The sequence below is a fragment of the Agathobaculum sp. TL06 genome (assembly GCF_054658635.1).
Map to the genome: position 1 here is coordinate 1 of NZ_BAAGGY010000022.1, position 19190 is coordinate 19190.

Genomic DNA, 19190 nt, shown 5'->3' on the forward strand with positions numbered 1-19190 from the left:
TTGTTTCGCCATGCCCATAACCAGCTTATCTCTTGCACTCCCAGGATTTTCATGCTAAAATATCTTCGTAAATATGTACTCTGCCGGTTGCTTTTCTGCCGGTCTGGGACAATCTGTGAAGTTTGTCCTATCCTACCAAACCCAGCCGTTCCAACTGCTTTTCATGCTCCGCGCCGGTGGAAATGAGGTAGATGCGGGTGGTTTCGATGGAGCTGTGACCCAGCACGTCGGCCAGCTTGGCCACGTCCCGACAGACCTGATAGAAGGTCCGCGCAAAGAGGTGGCGCAGGTTGTGGGGGAACACCTTGGAGGGAGCCACCCCCGCCGCTTTGCACAGGGCTTTCATCTCCGCCCAAATCTGCTTTCTTGACATCCCTTTTCCGTTTCTGGTGAGAAAGATCTCGCCGGAGGCGGTTTTGTTTTTTCGGGCGAATTTGAGCAGCTTTTTCCGCAGCTTGCCGGGGATGAGGATGGTGCGGATCTTCCCCTTGAGGGCGATCTCCGCCCTGCCCTTCTGCACAGCCTCCACAGTGAGGCAGCGCACCTCGCTCACGCGGATGCCGGTGGCGCAGATGGTTTCCATGAGCAGCGCCAGCCGCTCCCGTCCCTGGGCGCGGGCGGTATTCAGCAGGCGGTCGTACTCCGCGCGGGTCAGCTCCCGACTGTCGTCCCGAAACAGCCGCCGCTGGAGCCGCAGGGCTTTGACCTGGCAGTCCCGCCAGCCTGCAAGGGCGAGGAAGCGGTTCAGACTGCCCAGCATGGCGTTGATGGTGGCAGGGGCGTAGCCCGCGGACACGAGATGCGCTTTCCATGCGGCTGCCGCGGCTTTGGTCACGTCCCTGCCGTCCAGCCAGCGGGAAAAGGCGCGGATGTGGCGAACGTAGTTCTCTATGGTGCCGGAACTGCGCTCAGCTTGCCGCAGATACTTGACAAAAGTCATGATTTGCTCCGTCAAGATTTTTCTTTCCGCCATTTTAAGACCTCCATTCTGATTGATACAGATATTGTACCTGAATGTGAAGTCCTTATGCGGAAAGCCAAAACACGATTATCTTTACTGGAGCGGAATCGGGACTCAATAAAAGATATAGATTGTACTATTTTTCATTTGAATCTTTTGTATTGTCTATTTGCTCCAGAAGGTCTTTCAACTTTGCTGGAACAGGCAACCCTAATTTAAACTGTATTTTGAAGACGCATAATTAAAAGCCAAGCGCTATCTGCTTTACGCAGATAGCGCTTGGCTTTTAATTATTTTAGTGCGACTCCGCTTGTAGAGTAATAGCGGATATCTTTGTCTGGATATGAAATACGAACTATGCCATCTTGAAAACTTATAGATTCTGCGTTAGATACCCGAAATAATTCCTGGCCATTCTCGTCAGCAACGATAGCATATTTAATATAATGGTTTTTGTCAGAAGGGTCAGGTTCGAAGCTTATCCAAGCAATACAGTTTCCTCCATCGCTTATAACCCCCTGCAAATTCTTTCTTAAGATGTTTCCGTCCTTATCACAAAGGCAACTGATATAGCTATTGCCTTCTAATATGTCCATGATATAGCGGCCATACAATACTTCACCTTCACTATCGTCTAAAAATGGCTTGGATACCGCGTTGCCCGAAAAATCAAATAGATGCCGCTCGCCTCTGGTAGTGTTATTTAAACGCCCGCTTATTAGACCTTCCTGCATGAATTCAATGTTAGGGGATTCAAGTTGTCCCCAGTCAAAAACAGCAGTACCATCATAATGGAATATAGATATTTGCCCGAGCGTATTCTGCAATACAAGATAAGGGCCAAATCCATTTAGATAATAAGACTGTTCTAAGCTTTCTATTCCGCTGGTGCGGGATAATAATTTACCGTTTGAATCATACAGGGCAGGAGAGGTGAACATATCAGTAATGGCCACAAAACAATCTTGATACACATTACTAAAATATTTATAAATAGGATCGACTATCATTTCGCCAGCATCATTGATGATACCGCACTTTGAGGACTTATCATCACCGAAGTTGATAGACCACAGTTCATCTGAAAGGGGGGAAACATACAAAACATTTTCATATAGAACTTTCCCTGAGGGCAGTGATATTATTGCACTCGTATCATTGGTATAAAAAATCCATGCACATTTATCCGAAATAAATGTTACATCCTCTAATTCTGTAACAGTATTCACAAATTGGCCGTCTATACTCATAATTTTAACCCCCATATCAGATGAGAGCTTAATATATTTGCCATGTGGAATTGACGGATCCCAAACAAAGTCCGTTGTAGAGGTTTGAGGGATCGGAAGGATTTTTGGCACCAACACTTCCCCACATAATGTAGTATAACCGTATGTTTGAGTGTTCGCATCTGTGTCGATCAGAATGGTTTGTGAAGCCTTGTTGTTTTTGCCATCAGACTCAGCCCATCGGAATAAGCGTAGAAAGGTAATTGCAGATTGCTCAATAGTATAGTAATCGTTTGGACCGAATTTATTGTTTGGCAATCCAACCATGACGCCTGAATTGTAACAAAAAGCTATGCCGTCTAATGCCCAGGAATAAAAATGAGATTTCTCCACTCCATCAGACAAATATTCCGGTGAGCTGTTTCTGTCAGACCAGGTGTGCGAAGCCAGAAGGCTGGCATCGACATCTGGAATAACTGCTGTTTGGGTTAATCGATATAGCATGGTAGCAGCTTCTTGACGTGTGATCAATTTCTTTGGGGCGAATAAAGAAGTTGTTCCGGTGCCACCGACACCTTTTACTATTCCCAAAGCTGTTGCCTGTAGAACATATTTAGAGTTGGTATCAGCATAATGACAATGCGATGTATCTATAGATGAAAGATCTAATCCACATACGTTTAACAGAGAGATTGCCATTTCACAAAATTCTTCGCGTGTGATAGGTTGTTGATATGAATTCTGCAAATGATCAGGAACTAATCCGAGTTTAACGGCTTCATCGCAATCGTTTTCTGCCCATGAAGATGGTGCGGCAAATGTACATGTAAAAGTTAGTAAAAAAGCTAAACTAATTACAATAAATTTTTTCATAGTGTCCCCCTCCGCTTCCTTATAGCAGTTTTGCTTATTTTATCACTTCTACTTGGTTGTTTCAAGTTAGGTATGAAACACAACCGTTATCGTTAAGTACATCCACACTTAGTAATGCATTCATACGAATTATAACGCTGCTTGATTGCTTGGGTTGAAAATAATCGGGCATGCCTATCCAGTTACAAGCAACCTTTTAAAGCCGGTTTAGCTAAATCACCAAAAATACAAATAGCACATATATTTAGGAAAGGCGTGCATAAGCACGCCTTTCCTTTCGGTATATGCGCTATAAATGAGTGTATTTTAAGCAACTTTCAAAGCCCGTATTCCCTCAGCCCGCATCTGCAATTCCTGCTGGTAAAGCTGCAGGGAATCAAATTCTTCGTCGGTTTCCGTCAGCTCCTTCCGGAACAGCGCTTCATAGCGCTGCTTTTTCGCCTTCAGTTCCTCAATGCGGGAGATCCAGCGTTCCATGATGGCCGCGCTCTGGCAGCCGCTGTCTATCAGATAGGCCGCCCGTTCCTGGTACTCCTGCGCTTCTCGCCGCGCGAGCGCGTAGAACTCAGACGCCATCTTTTCGCGCTGCCTGGCGTCGTCCGCCACAAAGAAGCTGTTCACCACCAGCGCTTTGTCGTTCCGGTTGGCGCGGTCCAGCTGTCCTATCAGGTCCTCGAACAGATCCACCTTGTGCATCTTGTCCCGCGGGATGAAATACAGCTTGCCATAGACCGAGATCGGCAGCGCGTCCAATGACTTCAGATAGTGCTGCAGCACCGTGTCTATCTGGCTGCGGCCCAGGCAGTTGCGGAACACGCCGAACTTGCGCTCCATATCCTCGCAGAGCTGATCCACATCCAATAACGGGTCGCCCTGCACGATATCGTGATACATCATGTCGGCGCTGCTGTCATAGCAGACGTTGGCCAGCTTCTCATACCGGTTCGTGCGCAGGCCAACGGTCTCGCGCACGAGCTCGCGCGAATAGACGCCGCCGTCGCGCATGTTGTCGCGGCAGTAGATGCGGAAGATCTCCTGCGCGCCGCCGCTGCCCGCCACGGTGCGCCGCGTCACGCGGCCGGTCGCATTCCGGAACGCGTCCACCTCGGAGATGCGCCGCCCGGCATACGGGAAGTTCAGCGCTGCGCAGACGCGTTCAAAGTCCGCTTTCTCCACCAGCACATCGGCCAGCGAGTAATACAGGAACTTGCCCAGCAGCCGGCTCTCGTCCGTGCTGTTCTGTACTACCATAAAGCTGTTCGGATTGGTTGTCATAATGCAATTCCTCCCTATGCACTTCGCTTCATCGCCAGAAAATCGTCTATGCCCTTGCAGGCCGGGTCCCATGCCATCGTGCGGCAGGGGACGCCGGCTTTTTTCAGTTCCAGCCGCAGGCGGGAGACCGCCGCCTGCACCTGTGGGTTGCAGCGTTTATCCATGTCGAACGCCTCCCAGACGCTGCACACGCCAAGCGTGCGCAGCGTATCCGTCAGGAACGAGACCGCATTCACGCCGGGAACGCAGACGAAAAGCGTCCCTTCCGTCAGGAAGCTGGACACATCGCCCTTTATCGGCCCCTCTGTGATCACCGCTTCTTTCCGGCTGCGGTCGCCTGCGACATGTACCCAGCTCCGCGCGCCTGTCCCGTACGGTTTGCCCGCGCTGGACATCCACGCGTACTTCATGTGTTCCGCATCGTCGCGCCGGATCTGGATACCCTGCACACGGCCGTCCGCCGCGCGCACCGGCACCAGCAGGCCGCTGTACGCGCACGTCCGCCACGCGCCCTGCGCATAGAAAAAGCCGGGGATGCCGTTCAGGTCAAAGCGGGCGGAAAGCTGCGCGGCGATGTGGTCGCGCAGCTCTTTCCCGCTCCCCAGTGTGCGGTAGCCGTTCTGCCGGATGGCGGCGTCGGTCAGGCCGCGGGCGAGCAGGCCGTCCCGGTGCGCCGCGGACAGGGGCAGCAGCCCCAGCATGGCGCGGTACACCGCGTCCCGCCGCTCGAGCGGTGCCGGTCCGCGCTCGGGCGGGCGCTGCGCCGCCGGACGGGGGAAGTGGATCACGCTGTCCTCCAGCAGCTCATGGTAGGCGTCCTTGTAGGACAGCCCGGTGCGCCTTGCGTACAGCGAAACGGCATTGCCGTGCGCCCGGCAGTGGAAGCAGTGGTACTGGTCCGTGTCCGCGTACAGGTACAGCCGCCGCTTGCGGTCCCCGCAGAACGGGCAGTCGATATGCACCTGCCGCTGCCCGCTGTCCTCCACCGGCAGGCCGCTTTTGCGCGCCGTGGGCAGGATGGGAAAGGTCTTGTAGCCCATCCTGTCACCCGGCCTTCCGCTGCGGCTCGTCCAGCGCTTTCACCTGCAGCGTCTGCCGCGGCATGACGCGGGCCAGTATCATCTGCCCGCTATGCTGCGCGGCGCCGAGGTCGCACAGGCTCTCCGTGTTGTCCACGAACAGCGGATAGCTTTTGCCGGACAGACGGGACAGCAGCTCCACGACCTCCAGCCCGCAGCGGACGCGTTCGGAAAGGGAGAGCCGGACATAGTCGCGGCCATCCCAGGTCAGCTTGAACACGTCCCGCAGCTCGCCGCTCTCCTTGCGCGCCTCGCACAGCCTGAGGCCGGCCCTGTGCATCTGCACCGGTGCGAACAGCAGCGCCGCCCGTTCGGACTGGTAGGCTTTCGCCGCCGCTATCTTGTCGTTTACTGCGCGAATTTCATCGTCCAGCTTGTCCAGAGCCTCCTTCTGCCCCTTGGGCAGGCTGTCCAGCAGCTTCTGGATCTGCTCTATTTCGCTCTCCAGTTTGTCCTGCTCATGGGACAGGGTCTGGTATTGCTGCGCATCTTTGCCCGTCAAGCCACCCAATAAAAGGGTTGCGGACAGTTCCTTGATCTTCGCCTTGATGCTGTCCCGCTGCTGCGCGGCGGTGCCTGCGGGCAGTGCCTGGAGCGCTGCGGCAAGACGGGAGGTTTCGGCGGCTTTCTGCGCTTCAAACTGCAGACGGCTTTGCGTTTCCTGCACGGCAAGCGTTTCACTCTGCTGCCGCAGGGCAGTGCCGTCCGTCTGGATCTTCTGCAGGCGGTCTGTAAATGCTGCCTGTATCTCAGGGAAACCGGCCGCGTCGATACGGCGCAGACAGGTCGGACAGACACCTTGCTGCTGCAAATACTGGAACCGTCCGGCTTCGTCGTGATACCTGCCGTACAATGTCTGCAGCTGACTTTGAATCTGGCGCAGCTGTGCCGCATTGGGGAAAGCATACTGCCGCTCCCGTACCGCATTTAGCTCTGCCTGCAGGGCGGCGCGGCGGTCTTCCGCCTGCCCGTCCTGCACCGCGTCATACTGCGCGCGGAGCTGCGCGATCTCTGCATCCACCGCGGAGCAGTCCTGCGCTTCCTGCTTGCTGGCCAAGGGCGCGAGCGCCGCGGCCGTGTGGGCGAGCAGGGCTTTCTTTTCGTCCAGCTCCTTTTGCAGCTTTGCCCGCTGGCTGTCCGTCTGCTGCATCTGGCCATCCAGTACGAGACGGTCTTTTTCCAGCTCCTTCAGCTCGTTTCGGCGGTTTTTGAGATAGACCTCCGGCATTTCCAGACGGTCTTCACCCAAAATGCCGCGCATGTGTTCGCTCAGCTTATCCAGCACCGCCTCATGCGGCACGGCGGGCAGGTACTGCTCGATCAGCTTCCGCCCGTCCCCGCCAAGCACCTCTGCAAAGTACAGGGGGGCCAAAAGGGAGAGGATGAGGTCGCGGCTGCCGAACCGCTCCGCGAAGCGTTCCTGCGTCATCAGGACGCCGTCCACGGATACGTAGGTCTTCCCCTCGTGCCGCCCGCGGCGGATGGTATGCGTCTGGCCGTCCTCCGTGCGGACAAGCATCTCCACGCGCATACCGGGGGACGAACCGTTCTGCAGCCGGTCCAGATCGCGGCCGCCGAAGTACGGCGCGCCGGTGAGCGCATAGGCGATCGCGTCCGCGATCGTGCTTTTGCCCTGGTAGTTGTGGCCCGTGACGGCCGTCCTGCGGCCGAACGTCCAGCTGTGCTCGTCTGCAAAGCAGCCGAAGCCGCAGACCGTGAGCCGCTCTATCTGCAAAGATGAGACCTGCGCCATCAGCACACGCTCCTTTGCGCATGGCTGTCCATCCAGCCCTGCAGGACGGAAACGGCTTCCTTGTGTTCAAGCTCTGGAAATTCGCGTTCCAGATACTTGGCGGCGCCGAACATGTCGATCAGCCCGCTGTCCCGCAGCTCGTCCAGATATTCATAATAGGTATCCTGCTTCATCATCTTTTCCTCCGTTCCCTCACGCCGCAGGCTGGTAGTCCTGCAACTCATAGTACGTCCCGCCGGCGGCGTTGCGCTGCACGATCTTCGCGCCGCGGATGCGCACGCCGTTTGCCAGACCGGGCTTTGTCCCAAGGCTGAACACCTTGAGCGCCCGATTATCCGGCGTCACCAGATCGACCCACGCCGCAGCCGGATAGCCCTGCACGGGTGCGGGCTGCAGGCCGCGCACGGCGTAGATATCCGCCGGCGCGTTGCCCGCATGGGGCAAGGACGCAGAGGCCAGCCCCAGCTTTTGCAGCTGCTCCGTGTAGTACGCATCCAACTCCGCCGGGCGGGCGATCTGCTTGTACTTGTCCAGGGACGCCCACTTGGCCGGGATCTCATACAGGTACCGGCCGATGCTCCACAATACAGCCGCGCGCTTGAAGCTGTCCGAGATACCGCCCTTGATGGCCTCGATATCCGTGTTCTCCGCGCCGTCCACCTTTTCCACCCACTCTTTGCGCTCCGCATCATAGATGGAGAGCCCGCAGAGCTGGGAGGAGACAGGGGCTTTCTGCGCCCCGTTCGGGTCCTCATACTTGCCGGGCTTGGGGATGTACTGGTGCCACGGGATGAACCGCGTGCGCCAGAAAAACGGCCCCACCACATTGTCCAGCCGGTTCTGGATCGCGCGGCTGTCTATGAACGGCACGGCCAGACCCTCGCTGTTCGAGTTTCGCGTTTTGGTCACGCGCCACTCCACGTCCGCGGCCGCGAACGGCTCGCTGAGGCGTTTGTGCAGCTCTTCTCCGGTCATTCTTCAAACACCCCCGATGAAATCCGTAAGCGTTTTCCCGTTCGGGAGCAGCACGTCGCTGTAATAGTAGGCAGGCTCCTTGTCTTGCAGGTGCTCGAACAAGTCGCGGGCAGACAAATTCAGCTTTGTGCAGTCCGGCTTGTAGTAGTCGTCCCCAAAGGGCAGGGAGAGCACGCGGTGCATCAGCCCGCGCAGCTTCCACAGCGTATCATAGCCGGTGAACGGGTTGCTCCCCACGCAGAGCGAAAAACCGTTGACGTTTGGGAACGGGCATTGGTACAGCTTTGTGTCCGGAGAAAGGCTGCCCGCCTCGCAGACCGTCATCTGGAAATCGCTCAGCCTTCCGCCTTTCATCCTGCACCGCAGCAAAAGGCGCGGCAGCGGGAAGTCCGTGTATACGGTCTTATGATAATAGACCGTGCAGCGGTCCGTGGCGTTTTGGAGCGTCACGTCCCAGCCGTCCGGATACGCAGTGAGCGAGACGACGCCCGGCGGGAGCAGGCCGCTCCGCACAGGGGCCATCCGGATATGCGCTTTGAACTCGTCTGCCAGCGCGTCCCCGGGGATATGCCTGACCTCATGCGTGCCGTCTTTCCGGATCAGTTCGGTCTTCACCACGCTTTTCAGCGGGTCCAGATGCAGCACGGCTTCGCGGATGGTTCCGTCCATCATGCCGCCTCCTTTTTCTGTGCGGGATGCGAAAAGCTTATGACCTGTCCCGTCTTATCGTCCGATGCCAACAGCTCCATGCTGGAGCGAAAATACGCCATCACGTCCAGCAGGCCTGCCAGCAGGGGCTCCCAGTCTGTAAACTGCTCTTCATCCACCCATACGGATAAACCATACCCATACTCATGGTGCGTCTGCGTGACCAGACGGAACCAGCAGCTGTATGGGCAGTAATCCAGCATGGTGTGATTGAAATACGAGAGCGCGTCCAGATAGTAGACGTCCTGCTTGAGCGGGATACCGGCTTGTTCCGCGTGCCTTTGCGCAAAGCGGAAATAGTCCCGTATCACGGCGTCCGAAAAGTACATCCGGCAGGTCATCATATCCTCGTCTCCGCGGACATCCACGAAGTCCGCCAGCGCATCGAGCAGCTCATACCAGTGGGTATAGAGGAAGTCCTCGCCGCCAACGAGCAGACTGCCGGTGTTCCGGATAAACTTGTCCAGCTTGCCGGCCTCCTGGTACCGGGCTGCGAGCTCCAGCTGCAGGAATGCGTACTGCAAGTCCTCATAGCTCCACATGAGCGTCACCCCCTCAGACATAAAAGATTTGCGGCTGCGGCGCCGGCTTTGTATAAACTGCGGGCTGGTACAGATGGAGGACCGGACCGCCAAGGCCGTCTGCCTGTTCGCATAGGAAGTACATGCCGCGGGCGTCTTCCGGGTCAAATGCGTCCCAGTCCATGTCCCGCAGGGAGATATCTTCCCCAAACAGGAACGGCAGGGCAACGTGTTCCGTAAGATAGCCTGTGCCGAACAGCAGTGTGCCGGCTTCCTGCTCCGGTAACTGTTCCAACGTGCCTACAAAGGCGGCCATATCTAATTTCAGCATCGTGTTCCCTCTTTCCGTTCAATATTCGTCTGCGAACAGGATGGTGGTCACGGAGCGGTCACACTCGGTGATGATGAACACCTTCTGTCCGGCTGCCTGATACGAGGAGAGCAGGCGTTCGCCGTTCCGCACAGCGGCGTCGTTCATCTTCCAGTCCTCCTCGCACAGTTCGCCCCAGTCACAGTGCAGGTGGCGCGTGAGCAGGCAGCTGATCGTCATACCGTCCAGCTCCTCCGTGATACGCCGCGTTGCGACAAGCTTTCCATATGGGAAGCGGACATGGGTCACTTTTCGTTTCATAATAGCATCTCCTTCATGCCAGCAGCTTCACGCCTTGGGGCGTGAGCACATTGAACACCATCTGATTGCTTGTCGTCTCGATGAGCTCTGTCGTGGTAGAGCCGTCTGTCTCGTCGTACTGCTCGCCGGTGCGCCTGCGGACCGCCTTTACGACGCGGCCCTTGAGGACATGCGGCGCGTCGCACGCGATCAGCCCGTTGATGAGGCCGGAGCCGCCCGCCAGCCCGATCTGGCCGATGGTGAGCGGCAGGGGCGGGCGCTTTTCCTGCCCGTCCAGCGCAGATCGCTGCGGCAGCATACTGCCCATGCGGCGCATCTGTTCCTGAAGCTCGCGGACATTGAACCGCGCGCCTTGGAACAGGGATACCGCCTTTTCCGCCTCCGGCAGCGGATAACTGCCCGGTGGGATTTGATCCAACGTGGGCAGCTTATCCGGTAAAAGCGACGCCAGCTCCAACAGCCGCGCCACCCGCGGGACTTCCGCGCGCGGCTTGCGCACGCCGAGCACCGCGATCTGGCGGAACTTCTGGAACTCCTCCCCGCAGAAGCGGTACGCCATCAGCCGGGCAAAGTGGGCGGCAAGGAAGCGGCACACGTCCTCGGTGAGGCGGTGGTACGGGATGATGTAGACCAGCACCCCGCCCATCATCAGGTGGTCATAGCTCTCGCCGAGGAAGCGTTTCTCGCTCCGCGCGCCGCCGTACACCTGCAGGTATGGCGGGTTGAGGAACAGCAGATGGTACGCGCTGCGCGAGATGCGGGAGAAGTAGTAGCTCCCCATCGCGACGTGATCCAGCTTTTCCTGAGCCGCTTCCGCGCGGCTGTCATCCAGCTCCGCGCCATAGGTCACGGCATTTTCCCCTGTGCCCAGCTGGGAGAGGGCGTTGCCCTCTCCGCAGCAGGGGTCCAGCAGGTTCACGGTTTTCCCTGCTGGGAATATGAGCGCGCGGCGGATATACGCGACATGCGCCGGGTCTGTGGGATAGTACCCAAGACGGACGTGGTTCATCTGCCGGCCGATCGCGGCGGCGGACACGGTCTTTGTCTCCGCATCCGGCAGCAGCGGCTGGATGTAGGCCAGCCAGTCCAGAAAGGCCGATACCAGTTTGGTATAGTCCGGCGTCTGGATATGGAAACCGGATACCGCCGCGCTGAGCTGCGCCGTATAGGCCGAGACCTTGGGTAAGTCCAGCTCTTCGAGCAGCAATACGGACTCGCTGAGGGCGGATACCAGCTTCTGTATCTGCTGCGCGATCTGCCGCAGGTCCGCCGCGCCGTCGGCCTCCCGCAGGGCAGGGAGCTGGCCGGCACGCCAGCGGATATCCTGCGCGAGCTCGCCCAGACGGCCGCAGGCATACGGGATCTGCTCCATCATGCCGCCCTCCGTTTCGGGAGCAGCGGCCGGACGTTCACTGTCTTGCTGGAGAAGGTCGTCATGCGGGTGTCCAGCTCGCCGCCGGCAATGATGTTGTACAGCATACACAGCACGAGCGTTGCCGCCATGAGGTTGGCCGTCATGGCCTGCGGCGAGGAGACGGAAGCCTCTGCGCAGGACAATTCCGACGGGAATTTGTCCGTTGGATCGAGAATGTCCGGATAAAACCCCGCAACAGGTTTGCGCAGCGTGCGCCCGCCTTTGCGGACGCCGCACACGACCTGCCCGTTCACCAGCCCGTTGCCGGAGTCGATGTAGACCAGGTTTTTTGCCTGATAGAACACCTCGTTGCACATCCTCCGGCTGCGGTTGTTGTCCACGCAGCCGAGCAGGATCACGAGCGCGTCTTTCTGTTCCGGTTGGAGTAGCCGCCGAAGCTCGTCTTCGCTTTCGATGTAGCGCGGCATATAGCGGCACGCCATGCCGAACGCGGCCGAATACCGCTCCGCGAGCACTTCGGCCTTGTTGCGGCCGAGGTCGCAGGAGACGAAGTTCTGCCGGACGAGGTTGTTCTTTTCGACGATATCCCCGTCACAGAGGATGACCGTGGAAGGGCGGAACACCGCATACAGCAGGCGGTACAGGTGCGGGGCGATATGCCCGCCCGTGCCGCCGCAGCCGAGCATGACGACATGGATGGGACAGGAGATAGGGAAGCGCATTTATGCCGCCTCCTTCAGCCCGTTTTCCTGAACGGCTTCCAGCCATTCGGGGGAGAAAGGGACGTCTGTCCGCTCGCAGACCTGCTCCGCCGGTATCTCCACATGACGGCCGCCGCACGCAAAGCGGCAGCGGATCTCTGGATAGTACCGGTCCAGACGGCCGACGACCATGTACAGGCGCGTGGCCTGCTCGTCTGCATCGTCTGTATGGGAGAACCGTGCGGCCATGGTGTTATGCGAGTGTACGTCCATGACGTGCAGGTACCGTTCCGGGTCCGGCTGCTGCGAGAGGTCTGTCTCCACGCTGGCCTGATCGATGCGCTGCGGCGGGACGTGCAGGACGTATCTGCGTTCCTGCTGGTCCCACAGCACATTGACCAGCGCCTCCAGATCGCGGCCGTAGTCCACGCACACGCGACGGAAAAAGGCAATGATCTGCGCGAGCAGCGCCGCCGGGAGGCGGGGCAGGCTCATTTGAAAGCCTGCCCGGATATCCTCCAGCTCTGCGATATGTTGGGACGGCGCGACGAACGTACCGATCTCGTTGCGGCGCAGCTCGTACACCTTTCCGTCCCGCGCGGGGACATAGGCGATCGCCTTGCCCGACCGCGCCGCCTGCGCTGTGCTGCAGAACAGCCCCTTGTAGCCGGGGAAGCGCAGCACGCCCTTTTTCTGGGCCGTGACTGTGGGCTTGACGGTGCATACAGGGTCTCTGTCCTTTTCCTTCAGCTTCTTCAGGGCGTCCTTGAATTTCTTGCTTTTCTCAATTTTGGCCTTGGTCTCGAAAATGCCTGTTTCCGCGCTGGATACCCGCTCCGTGATACCGGCGTAGCTCATGGTCCAGGACACATGGGCGCGCGCTTCGAGTTCCGGGCAGTCCGCGGACATTTTGACGCGGAGCTGCTCAAAGGTCATGGCGGGGTCTGTGATATCCTCCCGGATTGAGCCGTACTCGAATACAGGGGCGGTGTTGGCCAGCCGCGAAAGACGCGCCTCCGCGCCGTCCTCTGCGACCGCGCCGAACAGGTCTATGACCTGACCGGCCGCGGGCTGCGGGGCGGGCGCCTGTTGCTGATCTGTCGCTGGTTGCTCGGGCTGTGCCGTGGGCGCTTGCAGTGCCGGCTGCGGCGCTGGTGCGGGCGCAGCCTGCGGGATGGCGGGCTGCTGTACCTGCTCTGCCATTTGCTGTGACGGCTGCACTGCATCTGCCTGTGGTGACTGCTGCGGCTGCATCTGTTGGACTTCCGAGGCTGCGGCAGGCTGGCTTCCGACCGGTGTCGGCTGGGGCTGCATTGTCTGCGCTGATACGGGTATCTGGTCCCCAAGGTCTACCGGCGGAAGCGCTGAACCGAAAAGCTCCTCCAAGCTGCTGCCCATTCCCAGATTCATTTCATTCCCGTTGTTTTGCTGTTCACTCATTGTCTTTTCCCTCCATTCTTTGTTTTGACGCAAAAAAAGACCATACAGCATCCGTAAAGGGATATCTGTATGATCCATGTGCTTGTTCAGGTTCCGAAGTTCTGGTTACGGTCCGGATAGGCAGACAGCCTCCCGGGCGGGTTACTTGGACGACACATGACTTTGACCTGAATACATGTTAATAGTAATACTACTTCTCCACCTTGAACAGTTGAACTTTTTTCAATATGTGGACGGGACGCTCCAATCGGTCGCTGCGGTGGAAGCATGGGTCTGTATGTATATTTTAAAAGATGTGCAGCGAAAATCTTCATTCCTGAATATCATTTCATGCAAGACTATCGGCAACTGCTATTACAGCATGTGCTAACCAGATAATAAATGAAAATACAAACGGTGATAGGCTGAACGATATCATGCTCAACTTATCACCGTTTTGAAGTATCGTGACTTACAGTTACATAAATATGCTTATTATCGTAGATTTTCCAAGCTACATTATTTTGAGGGGGATTCATGCTGCGCCAACGCCTGGTTTTAGCGACCGAATTGAACATTTCAGCGTAGATAGAGGGGAGCAGGTCGGGGGTACCGGTGTTGGGATTGGGTTTGAAGATGGGCAGCACACCGTCATCGGCATAACTTAGGTCGATCGCGGCTGTGTGCATCAGCATGGCCTGTCCTTTCGGCGCAAAGTAGGGATGGCCAGCATAGTAATATACGCCTGTACCCGCAGCAGAAGGACCAAGGATGCTGCTGCCACCAATGAAATAATCGTGATGGTCGGTGCCACATAGGCAGGCGGTCGCGATATAACACCAGTTTTGCAGTACGAGCCCCTCAAGTTCTGTGCAGATCAGCGGGCGGCCTGTTTCGGCATCAAGCGGATTGGCAAGCGCTGAGTTTGCAGTACAGCTGATATGTAAGCGAGCACCCATGGCGCGCACATAACGAATAAGCTCAGGATAATTTAAAGGTGTCATAGCAGATGGAGATACCGAATGGCCCCTACGGAGTGTCTATCAGACCGGGTTTCGTACCGTGAGTAGCCCAGTTGTTTTCGTCACCAAAACAGTGCATTTTGCGATAAGATCGGATTGAGCCGTCCGGCGAGAGAATGGCGGCGGCGTTATAAATTAAGTCGGACTGCACAGGATCGCGCTCGGGCATACCAAAGATGATGAACATGTTGTGCCGCACCGCATACGCGGAAGGCTCCTCGGTCGAAGGGCCGGGAATTGTTTCCGCCTGAGCGACCTGCACCTTTTCCGGTTTTGCAATGTTGGTCAGATCGTCGTATCCGGTCAAAGCAAGTTCGGGAAAACGAGCAGATCAACGCCCTCGCAGGAAGCGATCTCAATGTAGTCCTTGATCTTTTGCAGATTGACCTCTTTGTTGCCGTACGAAGTGTGGAAATTGACGACCGATATTTTGATGATATGTTTCATGTGCTTGCTCCTTTCAGCGATCACGTTTGAACTTGGGCATGATTATGCCAATGATCACACCGGCGACCGCTCCCAGTGCAGTGATGAATATGCCGGCAGTCCAGCCGTAAGCTTCGACTGCGGCGGTCACGATAAGGGGGGCTATGATACCGCCGCTCAGACCGAGCAGGCAGGTCATACCAAACATTTTATCAGCCAGCACAGGGTCGCCCAACAGGTCGAGGGGTAATGCGCCGATCGAGGCGTTGGAAACCGGGGCGCCCAAACCATGCAACAAGGAAATGACCATGACTAAGCTGAAGCTGATCCCGGCAACGAAAGGGAAGATAAACAGCGAAACCGCAGTGAACAGGAAGCCAACAAAAGCCATGCAGTAGGCACGGGCTTTGAGAGGGGAAACACCGCGGCGGATGAAAGTGTCGGACAGTGCGCCGCCGACAGGTGTCATAATAAGGCCGATGAGACCGTTCCATAGCAAAGCAGCTCCGGACTGGTCGGTCGTATAACCGAGTTCGGTCATATAAGACGGAAGTGTGGTCTGGAAGCCACAGGCCATCCAGCATACACAGAACAATGCCATGGTACACAGCCATGCGCCCGGTAGTGTCCACACATTGACGCGCGGCGTTTCATAGAAGACTTGCTCCGCAGCTGTATCTTCCGGATACAGACCGCGCGGAGCATCTTTGGCAAAAACCAGATACAGCACGATAAAAATTAACCATAGGATGCCGCCCCGCACGATACAGTCGCGCCATTGACCATACCAGTCCCACAACAGATTGGCATAATAGCCGCCGAAACCAGTGCCGAGCGTCAGGCCGGCGCCCACTAAGCCGGATGTCAGGCCGCGGTTCTTCTGGGGGAACCACGCGGCAGTCATACCGACATTGATGCCCCAGATGATGCTCCCTCTCTGTAAAAGCGAAGGAATAAAACGACGACGAATGAACCAGCAAACTGCATGCCAAACGTGCCGATTAGAAACAGGATCAGACCAAGCGACCCAGTTTTTTCAGCCCGAAGCGTGGGGAGGCAAAGCCAGCTAACACATAGCTGCCGATTGCATAACCGGCCAGCAGGAAGTAATTTCCGAGTTGAGCCTGCGTTGAGGAAATATTGAAATTTGAGCAGACTGAGGGGATAACCATGGACCAGATGCCCATGTTGGCATAGCCAACGATTAAGGTCAGAAAACAGACGGCAAAAATGACCCAGCGGTAGCTGATGCGGAGTTCATATCAAAAACACTCCCATCTTTGCAAAGAGGATGGGGATTAATGTGTTATTTGTTTTGTGGAAAAAGGCTCGGCCGGAGAACATCACCAGATTGCTGACTTCGCGAGGGTGTTTTCCGGCAGAGCGAGAGAGGATTGTGCTACTGCATACAATCAATCTCGAAAAATACTTAGTTCGCGGAGGCCTTGTTGCAAGCGCATCATATCCCACGGAAGGAACTCTGTAATGCCAAGTGCAACGACATCTACTACTTGAGAGATATCTTTAATAATGCGGATAATCTGCTCCAGGCGCATCCTACCGACAGCATAGGTCGGAGGCGGCAGATATGGCTCAGCACAGAGAAGGGAGCGAAAATCATCCGGGGAGAGTACATCCAGATCCCAGTGGATCAGCACTTGCTGATAGTCGCCAGCGCGCAGCCAGTCGATCAGTGCAGAACTGTTGTCGCACAGTTGCTCTGGGGTGAGAAAGTTCATTTGGTAGGATTTTTGATACGCTTTCTCCCAAGGCTCCAGATGATCGGCTATGATGCCAGCATATATGATATCCTTTTTGTCGAATGGATGCGCAACCATTGCAGCGAAATCAGGCGCACCGTCACCGATCAGATTGCCCAGCACCATTGCGTGTTCGTGTGAAAAATCTTTGGGTCGGGAAAAATCCGGGTGTGCATCGATCCAGACGATAGCCGTGTGTTCTGGGTACTTACCGTGTAGATAATCGAAAGGGGCTTGCTCGACCGAGCAGTCGCCGCCTAGCACGATGATTCGATCTGGATCGTGCTGCGCGCAGATTTCGTATGCGCGCTTTTGCTGCTCCATTAATTCATTTTTCCAGCTCACCCCCTCGGTGACCGGTATATCTTTTGAGAAAGTTGTGCTGACCGGCACCTGTGCGCAAATCATGCGGTCGGTTTTGGGAGCCAGCCAATCCAATATTTTACACCCGGCATAGTAGGACGGTTCAATCCCGCCTTGCCATTCAGGGAATGTCAAGCGTAAGGTCCTTTTCATTGTGTGTCCTCCCTAAAATTACTCTAATGTATAGGCACGTTCAAAGCCGGTATGCACCGCATTGGCAATGCGACCGACCTGCAAAGTATCTCCGATTGCATATACTTTCTTACAAACCTGCTTGAGTTTGTCATACAGAGTGCGGTCGGAGCGGTTGCCAAGTGACAGGATGACTACATCGGCCGGAAGATCCTTGTTTTGCTCATGGGCAATGTCGCAAACCGTGACCATGTTAGGTTGCAGCCGAATCAACTTGTGCGACAGCAAGATCTGTGCATTTCTCTCCTGCAGGTGCTGAAGCACGGTCACCAGATTGTCCGGGCTGACTTCGGGGGCAAGCTTGTGCTGCATTTCGACCAAAGTTACCTGATTGCCCATCATAGCGAAGTGTTCCGCTGTTTCGCAACCGGTCATGCCGCCGCCAATGACGACTACGCGCTGGCCGCTAATTCGGTAATCGGGGGAAAGTGCTTGTGGTATGGTCAGGTAAGGGGTGTCTTTGATACCTTCAACCGCGGGGATGATGGGGGTGGCGCCTACGCCGACAAAAATCGCGTATGGGTCGTATGACTGGATCAATTCGGGCGTGGCTTCTGTGCCGAAACGGATGTCCAGCTCGGCTTTTTTGGCCTGTACTTCGTAGTATTCGATCAGTGCATGCAGGGCCTCTTTATCCGGCGTGCGCGTACCAAGAAGAGCAGCACCGCCAATGCAGTTGGACTTCTCAAACACGATTATATTTGCGCCACGCTGCTTGCAGACCAGTGCAGCCTCCATCCCAGAGGGGCCTGCGCCCACGATGACGACTGTTTTACCTGCCAGATCGGTATGCAGAGGCGGGAACTCGCGCTCACGCGCCGAGGTACCGTTGACTGCGCAGGTGCTGCTGCGGAAAAATGCCGTCTGATCGAGACAGTACAAACAACCAATACAAGGTTTGATGTCTTCTGCGCGGCCTTCGTAAGCCTTGCGCGCCCAGTCACCATCCGCAAACATGCCGCGGCCGACAGCAGCAAAGTCCATGATGCCATCTGCAAGAAACTGTTCGGCCTGCTCAGGCTTTTTGATAACATTAGTCGAGATGACAGGGATACTTACAGCCTCTTTGATTGCTTTTGTAATATAGGATTTCCAGCCGGTCTTGAATGTAGTTGGTTCGATAATGGTGTAGCGGCATTCCTGATTGCCGTTGTTGACATTCAGGCAGTCTACGCCTGCCGCTTCACAGGCCATAGCGATACGCACACCCTCGTCGAGACCATAGCCGCCCTCTGTGAATTCGTCCGCGCTAAAGCGAACACTGATCGGGAAGTGCGGGCCGCAGACCCGGCGCACCTCGGCAATCACTTCAAGCAGGAAACGCATCCGATTTTCAAACGAACCGCCATAATCATCCGTTCGCTGGTTGGAATAAGGGCTGAGGAACTGGTTGATCATGTAGCCGCCGGCAGCGAGGATCTCTACGCCGTCGATCATAGCGTCCTGCAAGATCTTAGCCGCTTTACCGAATTTTTGCACTGCTTTTTTGATCTCATCGCGGGTCATTTCCTCGGGGATCTGGTCGTGCAGCGAGTAACCGATGGGGCTGGGTGCGATCATGCGTTTGCCAGTGATCGAGGAGGGTACTGCCTGGCGACCAGCCATGTAGATCTGCACCATGATTTTCGTTTCGTATTTATGGATCGTACGGGCAAGACGCGACATGGCGGAGGTATGCTTGGGGTGTGTCAACTTAAGCTGTGCGCCCTCAAAGGATTGGCAGTATTCGTCGTCGACGCTGGCATAAGCAGTGATGATCAGGCCAACACCTGCCTTGGCGCGCTTTTCATAAAAAGCAATCAGATCGTCGGAAATTTCGCCATTGAATCCGCCGGCCAGCACTTCCAGCGCAGGCATGACCAGACGGTTTTTCAACGTAAGTCTACCGATTTTTCCCTCTTGAAACAGATTCGGATAACAGTTCATA

Annotated in this window: 20 protein-coding genes; all 20 read right to left on the reverse strand. The window is 56.2% G+C overall.

Going from position 1 to position 19190, the window contains the following annotated elements:
- Positions 1-127: 127 nt before the first annotated feature.
- Entirely contained in the window at positions 128-973 is an 846-nt protein-coding gene (locus tag ACYQ3S_RS12625; protein ID WP_459689564.1) for a tyrosine-type recombinase/integrase, read from the reverse strand.
- A 278-nt stretch (positions 974-1251) separates the two neighbouring features.
- Positions 1252-3063: an S-layer homology domain-containing protein gene (locus ACYQ3S_RS12630; RefSeq protein ID WP_459689566.1), complete on the reverse strand. Its 1812-nt coding sequence runs from the start codon at positions 3061-3063 to the stop codon at positions 1252-1254.
- Between the two features lie 306 nt (positions 3064-3369).
- Complete coding sequence (locus ACYQ3S_RS12635; protein WP_459689568.1) at positions 3370-4338, reverse strand: DUF6744 family protein; 969 nt, start codon at positions 4336-4338, stop codon at positions 3370-3372.
- Positions 4339-4352: 14 nt separating this feature from the next.
- The gene (locus ACYQ3S_RS12640) at positions 4353-5378 is read right to left on the reverse strand and encodes a DUF3854 domain-containing protein (RefSeq protein WP_459689569.1); all 1026 of its coding nucleotides are present in this window, start codon (positions 5376-5378) and stop codon (positions 4353-4355) included.
- Positions 5379-5382: 4 nt separating this feature from the next.
- Entirely contained in the window at positions 5383-7170 is a 1788-nt protein-coding gene (locus ACYQ3S_RS12645) for an AAA family ATPase (RefSeq protein WP_459689571.1), read from the reverse strand.
- Positions 7170-7394 carry a hypothetical protein gene (locus ACYQ3S_RS12650; protein WP_459689653.1) on the reverse strand — a complete coding sequence of 75 codons (225 nt, stop codon included), beginning with the start codon at positions 7392-7394 and terminating at the stop codon, positions 7170-7172. The genes ACYQ3S_RS12645 and ACYQ3S_RS12650 overlap by 1 nt, the downstream gene beginning before the upstream one ends.
- Positions 7363-8145, reverse strand: coding sequence for a Rad52/Rad22 family DNA repair protein (locus tag ACYQ3S_RS12655; RefSeq protein ID WP_459689572.1), 783 nt, complete (start codon positions 8143-8145; stop codon positions 7363-7365). Before ACYQ3S_RS12655 ends, ACYQ3S_RS12650 begins: the two co-directional genes overlap by 32 nt.
- Positions 8146-8148: 3 nt before the next feature.
- The gene (locus tag ACYQ3S_RS12660) at positions 8149-8814 is read right to left on the reverse strand and encodes a hypothetical protein (protein WP_459689573.1); all 666 of its coding nucleotides are present in this window, start codon (positions 8812-8814) and stop codon (positions 8149-8151) included.
- Positions 8814-9395 (reverse strand): hypothetical protein, encoded by a 582-nt coding sequence (locus ACYQ3S_RS12665; RefSeq protein WP_459689575.1) that lies wholly within the window; start codon positions 9393-9395, stop codon positions 8814-8816. Before ACYQ3S_RS12665 ends, ACYQ3S_RS12660 begins: the two co-directional genes overlap by 1 nt.
- A gap of 13 nt (positions 9396-9408) precedes the next feature.
- On the reverse strand, positions 9409-9705 hold the full coding sequence (locus ACYQ3S_RS12670; protein WP_459689576.1) for a hypothetical protein: 297 nt from the start codon (positions 9703-9705) through the stop codon (positions 9409-9411).
- A gap of 18 nt (positions 9706-9723) precedes the next feature.
- A complete protein-coding gene (locus ACYQ3S_RS12675; RefSeq protein WP_459689577.1) occupies positions 9724-10005 on the reverse strand; it encodes a hypothetical protein in 282 nt (93 codons plus the stop codon).
- 13 nt (positions 10006-10018) lie between these two features.
- Positions 10019-11380, reverse strand: a complete 1362-nt coding sequence (locus tag ACYQ3S_RS12680) for a DUF6094 domain-containing protein (protein WP_459689578.1) — start codon at positions 11378-11380, stop codon at positions 10019-10021.
- A complete protein-coding gene (locus tag ACYQ3S_RS12685; protein ID WP_459689579.1) occupies positions 11377-12102 on the reverse strand; it encodes a ThiF family adenylyltransferase in 726 nt (241 codons plus the stop codon). The genes ACYQ3S_RS12680 and ACYQ3S_RS12685 overlap by 4 nt, the downstream gene beginning before the upstream one ends.
- Positions 12103-13521, reverse strand: coding sequence for a Mov34/MPN/PAD-1 family protein (locus tag ACYQ3S_RS12690; protein WP_459689581.1), 1419 nt, complete (start codon positions 13519-13521; stop codon positions 12103-12105). It abuts the gene before it with no gap.
- 428 nt (positions 13522-13949) lie between these two features.
- Entirely contained in the window at positions 13950-14504 is a 555-nt protein-coding gene (locus tag ACYQ3S_RS12695; protein ID WP_459689583.1) for a hypothetical protein, read from the reverse strand.
- A gap of 25 nt (positions 14505-14529) precedes the next feature.
- A complete protein-coding gene (locus ACYQ3S_RS12700; protein ID WP_459689584.1) occupies positions 14530-14829 on the reverse strand; it encodes a carbon-nitrogen hydrolase family protein in 300 nt (99 codons plus the stop codon).
- On the reverse strand, positions 14826-14969 hold the full coding sequence (locus ACYQ3S_RS12705) for a hypothetical protein (protein ID WP_459689586.1): 144 nt from the start codon (positions 14967-14969) through the stop codon (positions 14826-14828). The genes ACYQ3S_RS12700 and ACYQ3S_RS12705 overlap by 4 nt, the downstream gene beginning before the upstream one ends.
- Positions 14970-14982: 13 nt before the next feature.
- Positions 14983-15918: an MFS transporter gene (locus tag ACYQ3S_RS12710; protein WP_459689652.1), complete on the reverse strand. Its 936-nt coding sequence runs from the start codon at positions 15916-15918 to the stop codon at positions 14983-14985.
- A 442-nt stretch (positions 15919-16360) separates the two neighbouring features.
- Entirely contained in the window at positions 16361-17224 is an 864-nt protein-coding gene (locus tag ACYQ3S_RS12715; protein ID WP_459689588.1) for an arginase family protein, read from the reverse strand.
- Positions 17225-17242: 18 nt separating this feature from the next.
- Positions 17243-19189 carry an oxidoreductase gene (locus tag ACYQ3S_RS12720; protein ID WP_459689590.1) on the reverse strand — a complete coding sequence of 649 codons (1947 nt, stop codon included), beginning with the start codon at positions 19187-19189 and terminating at the stop codon, positions 17243-17245.
- Position 19190: the final 1 nt, after the last annotated feature.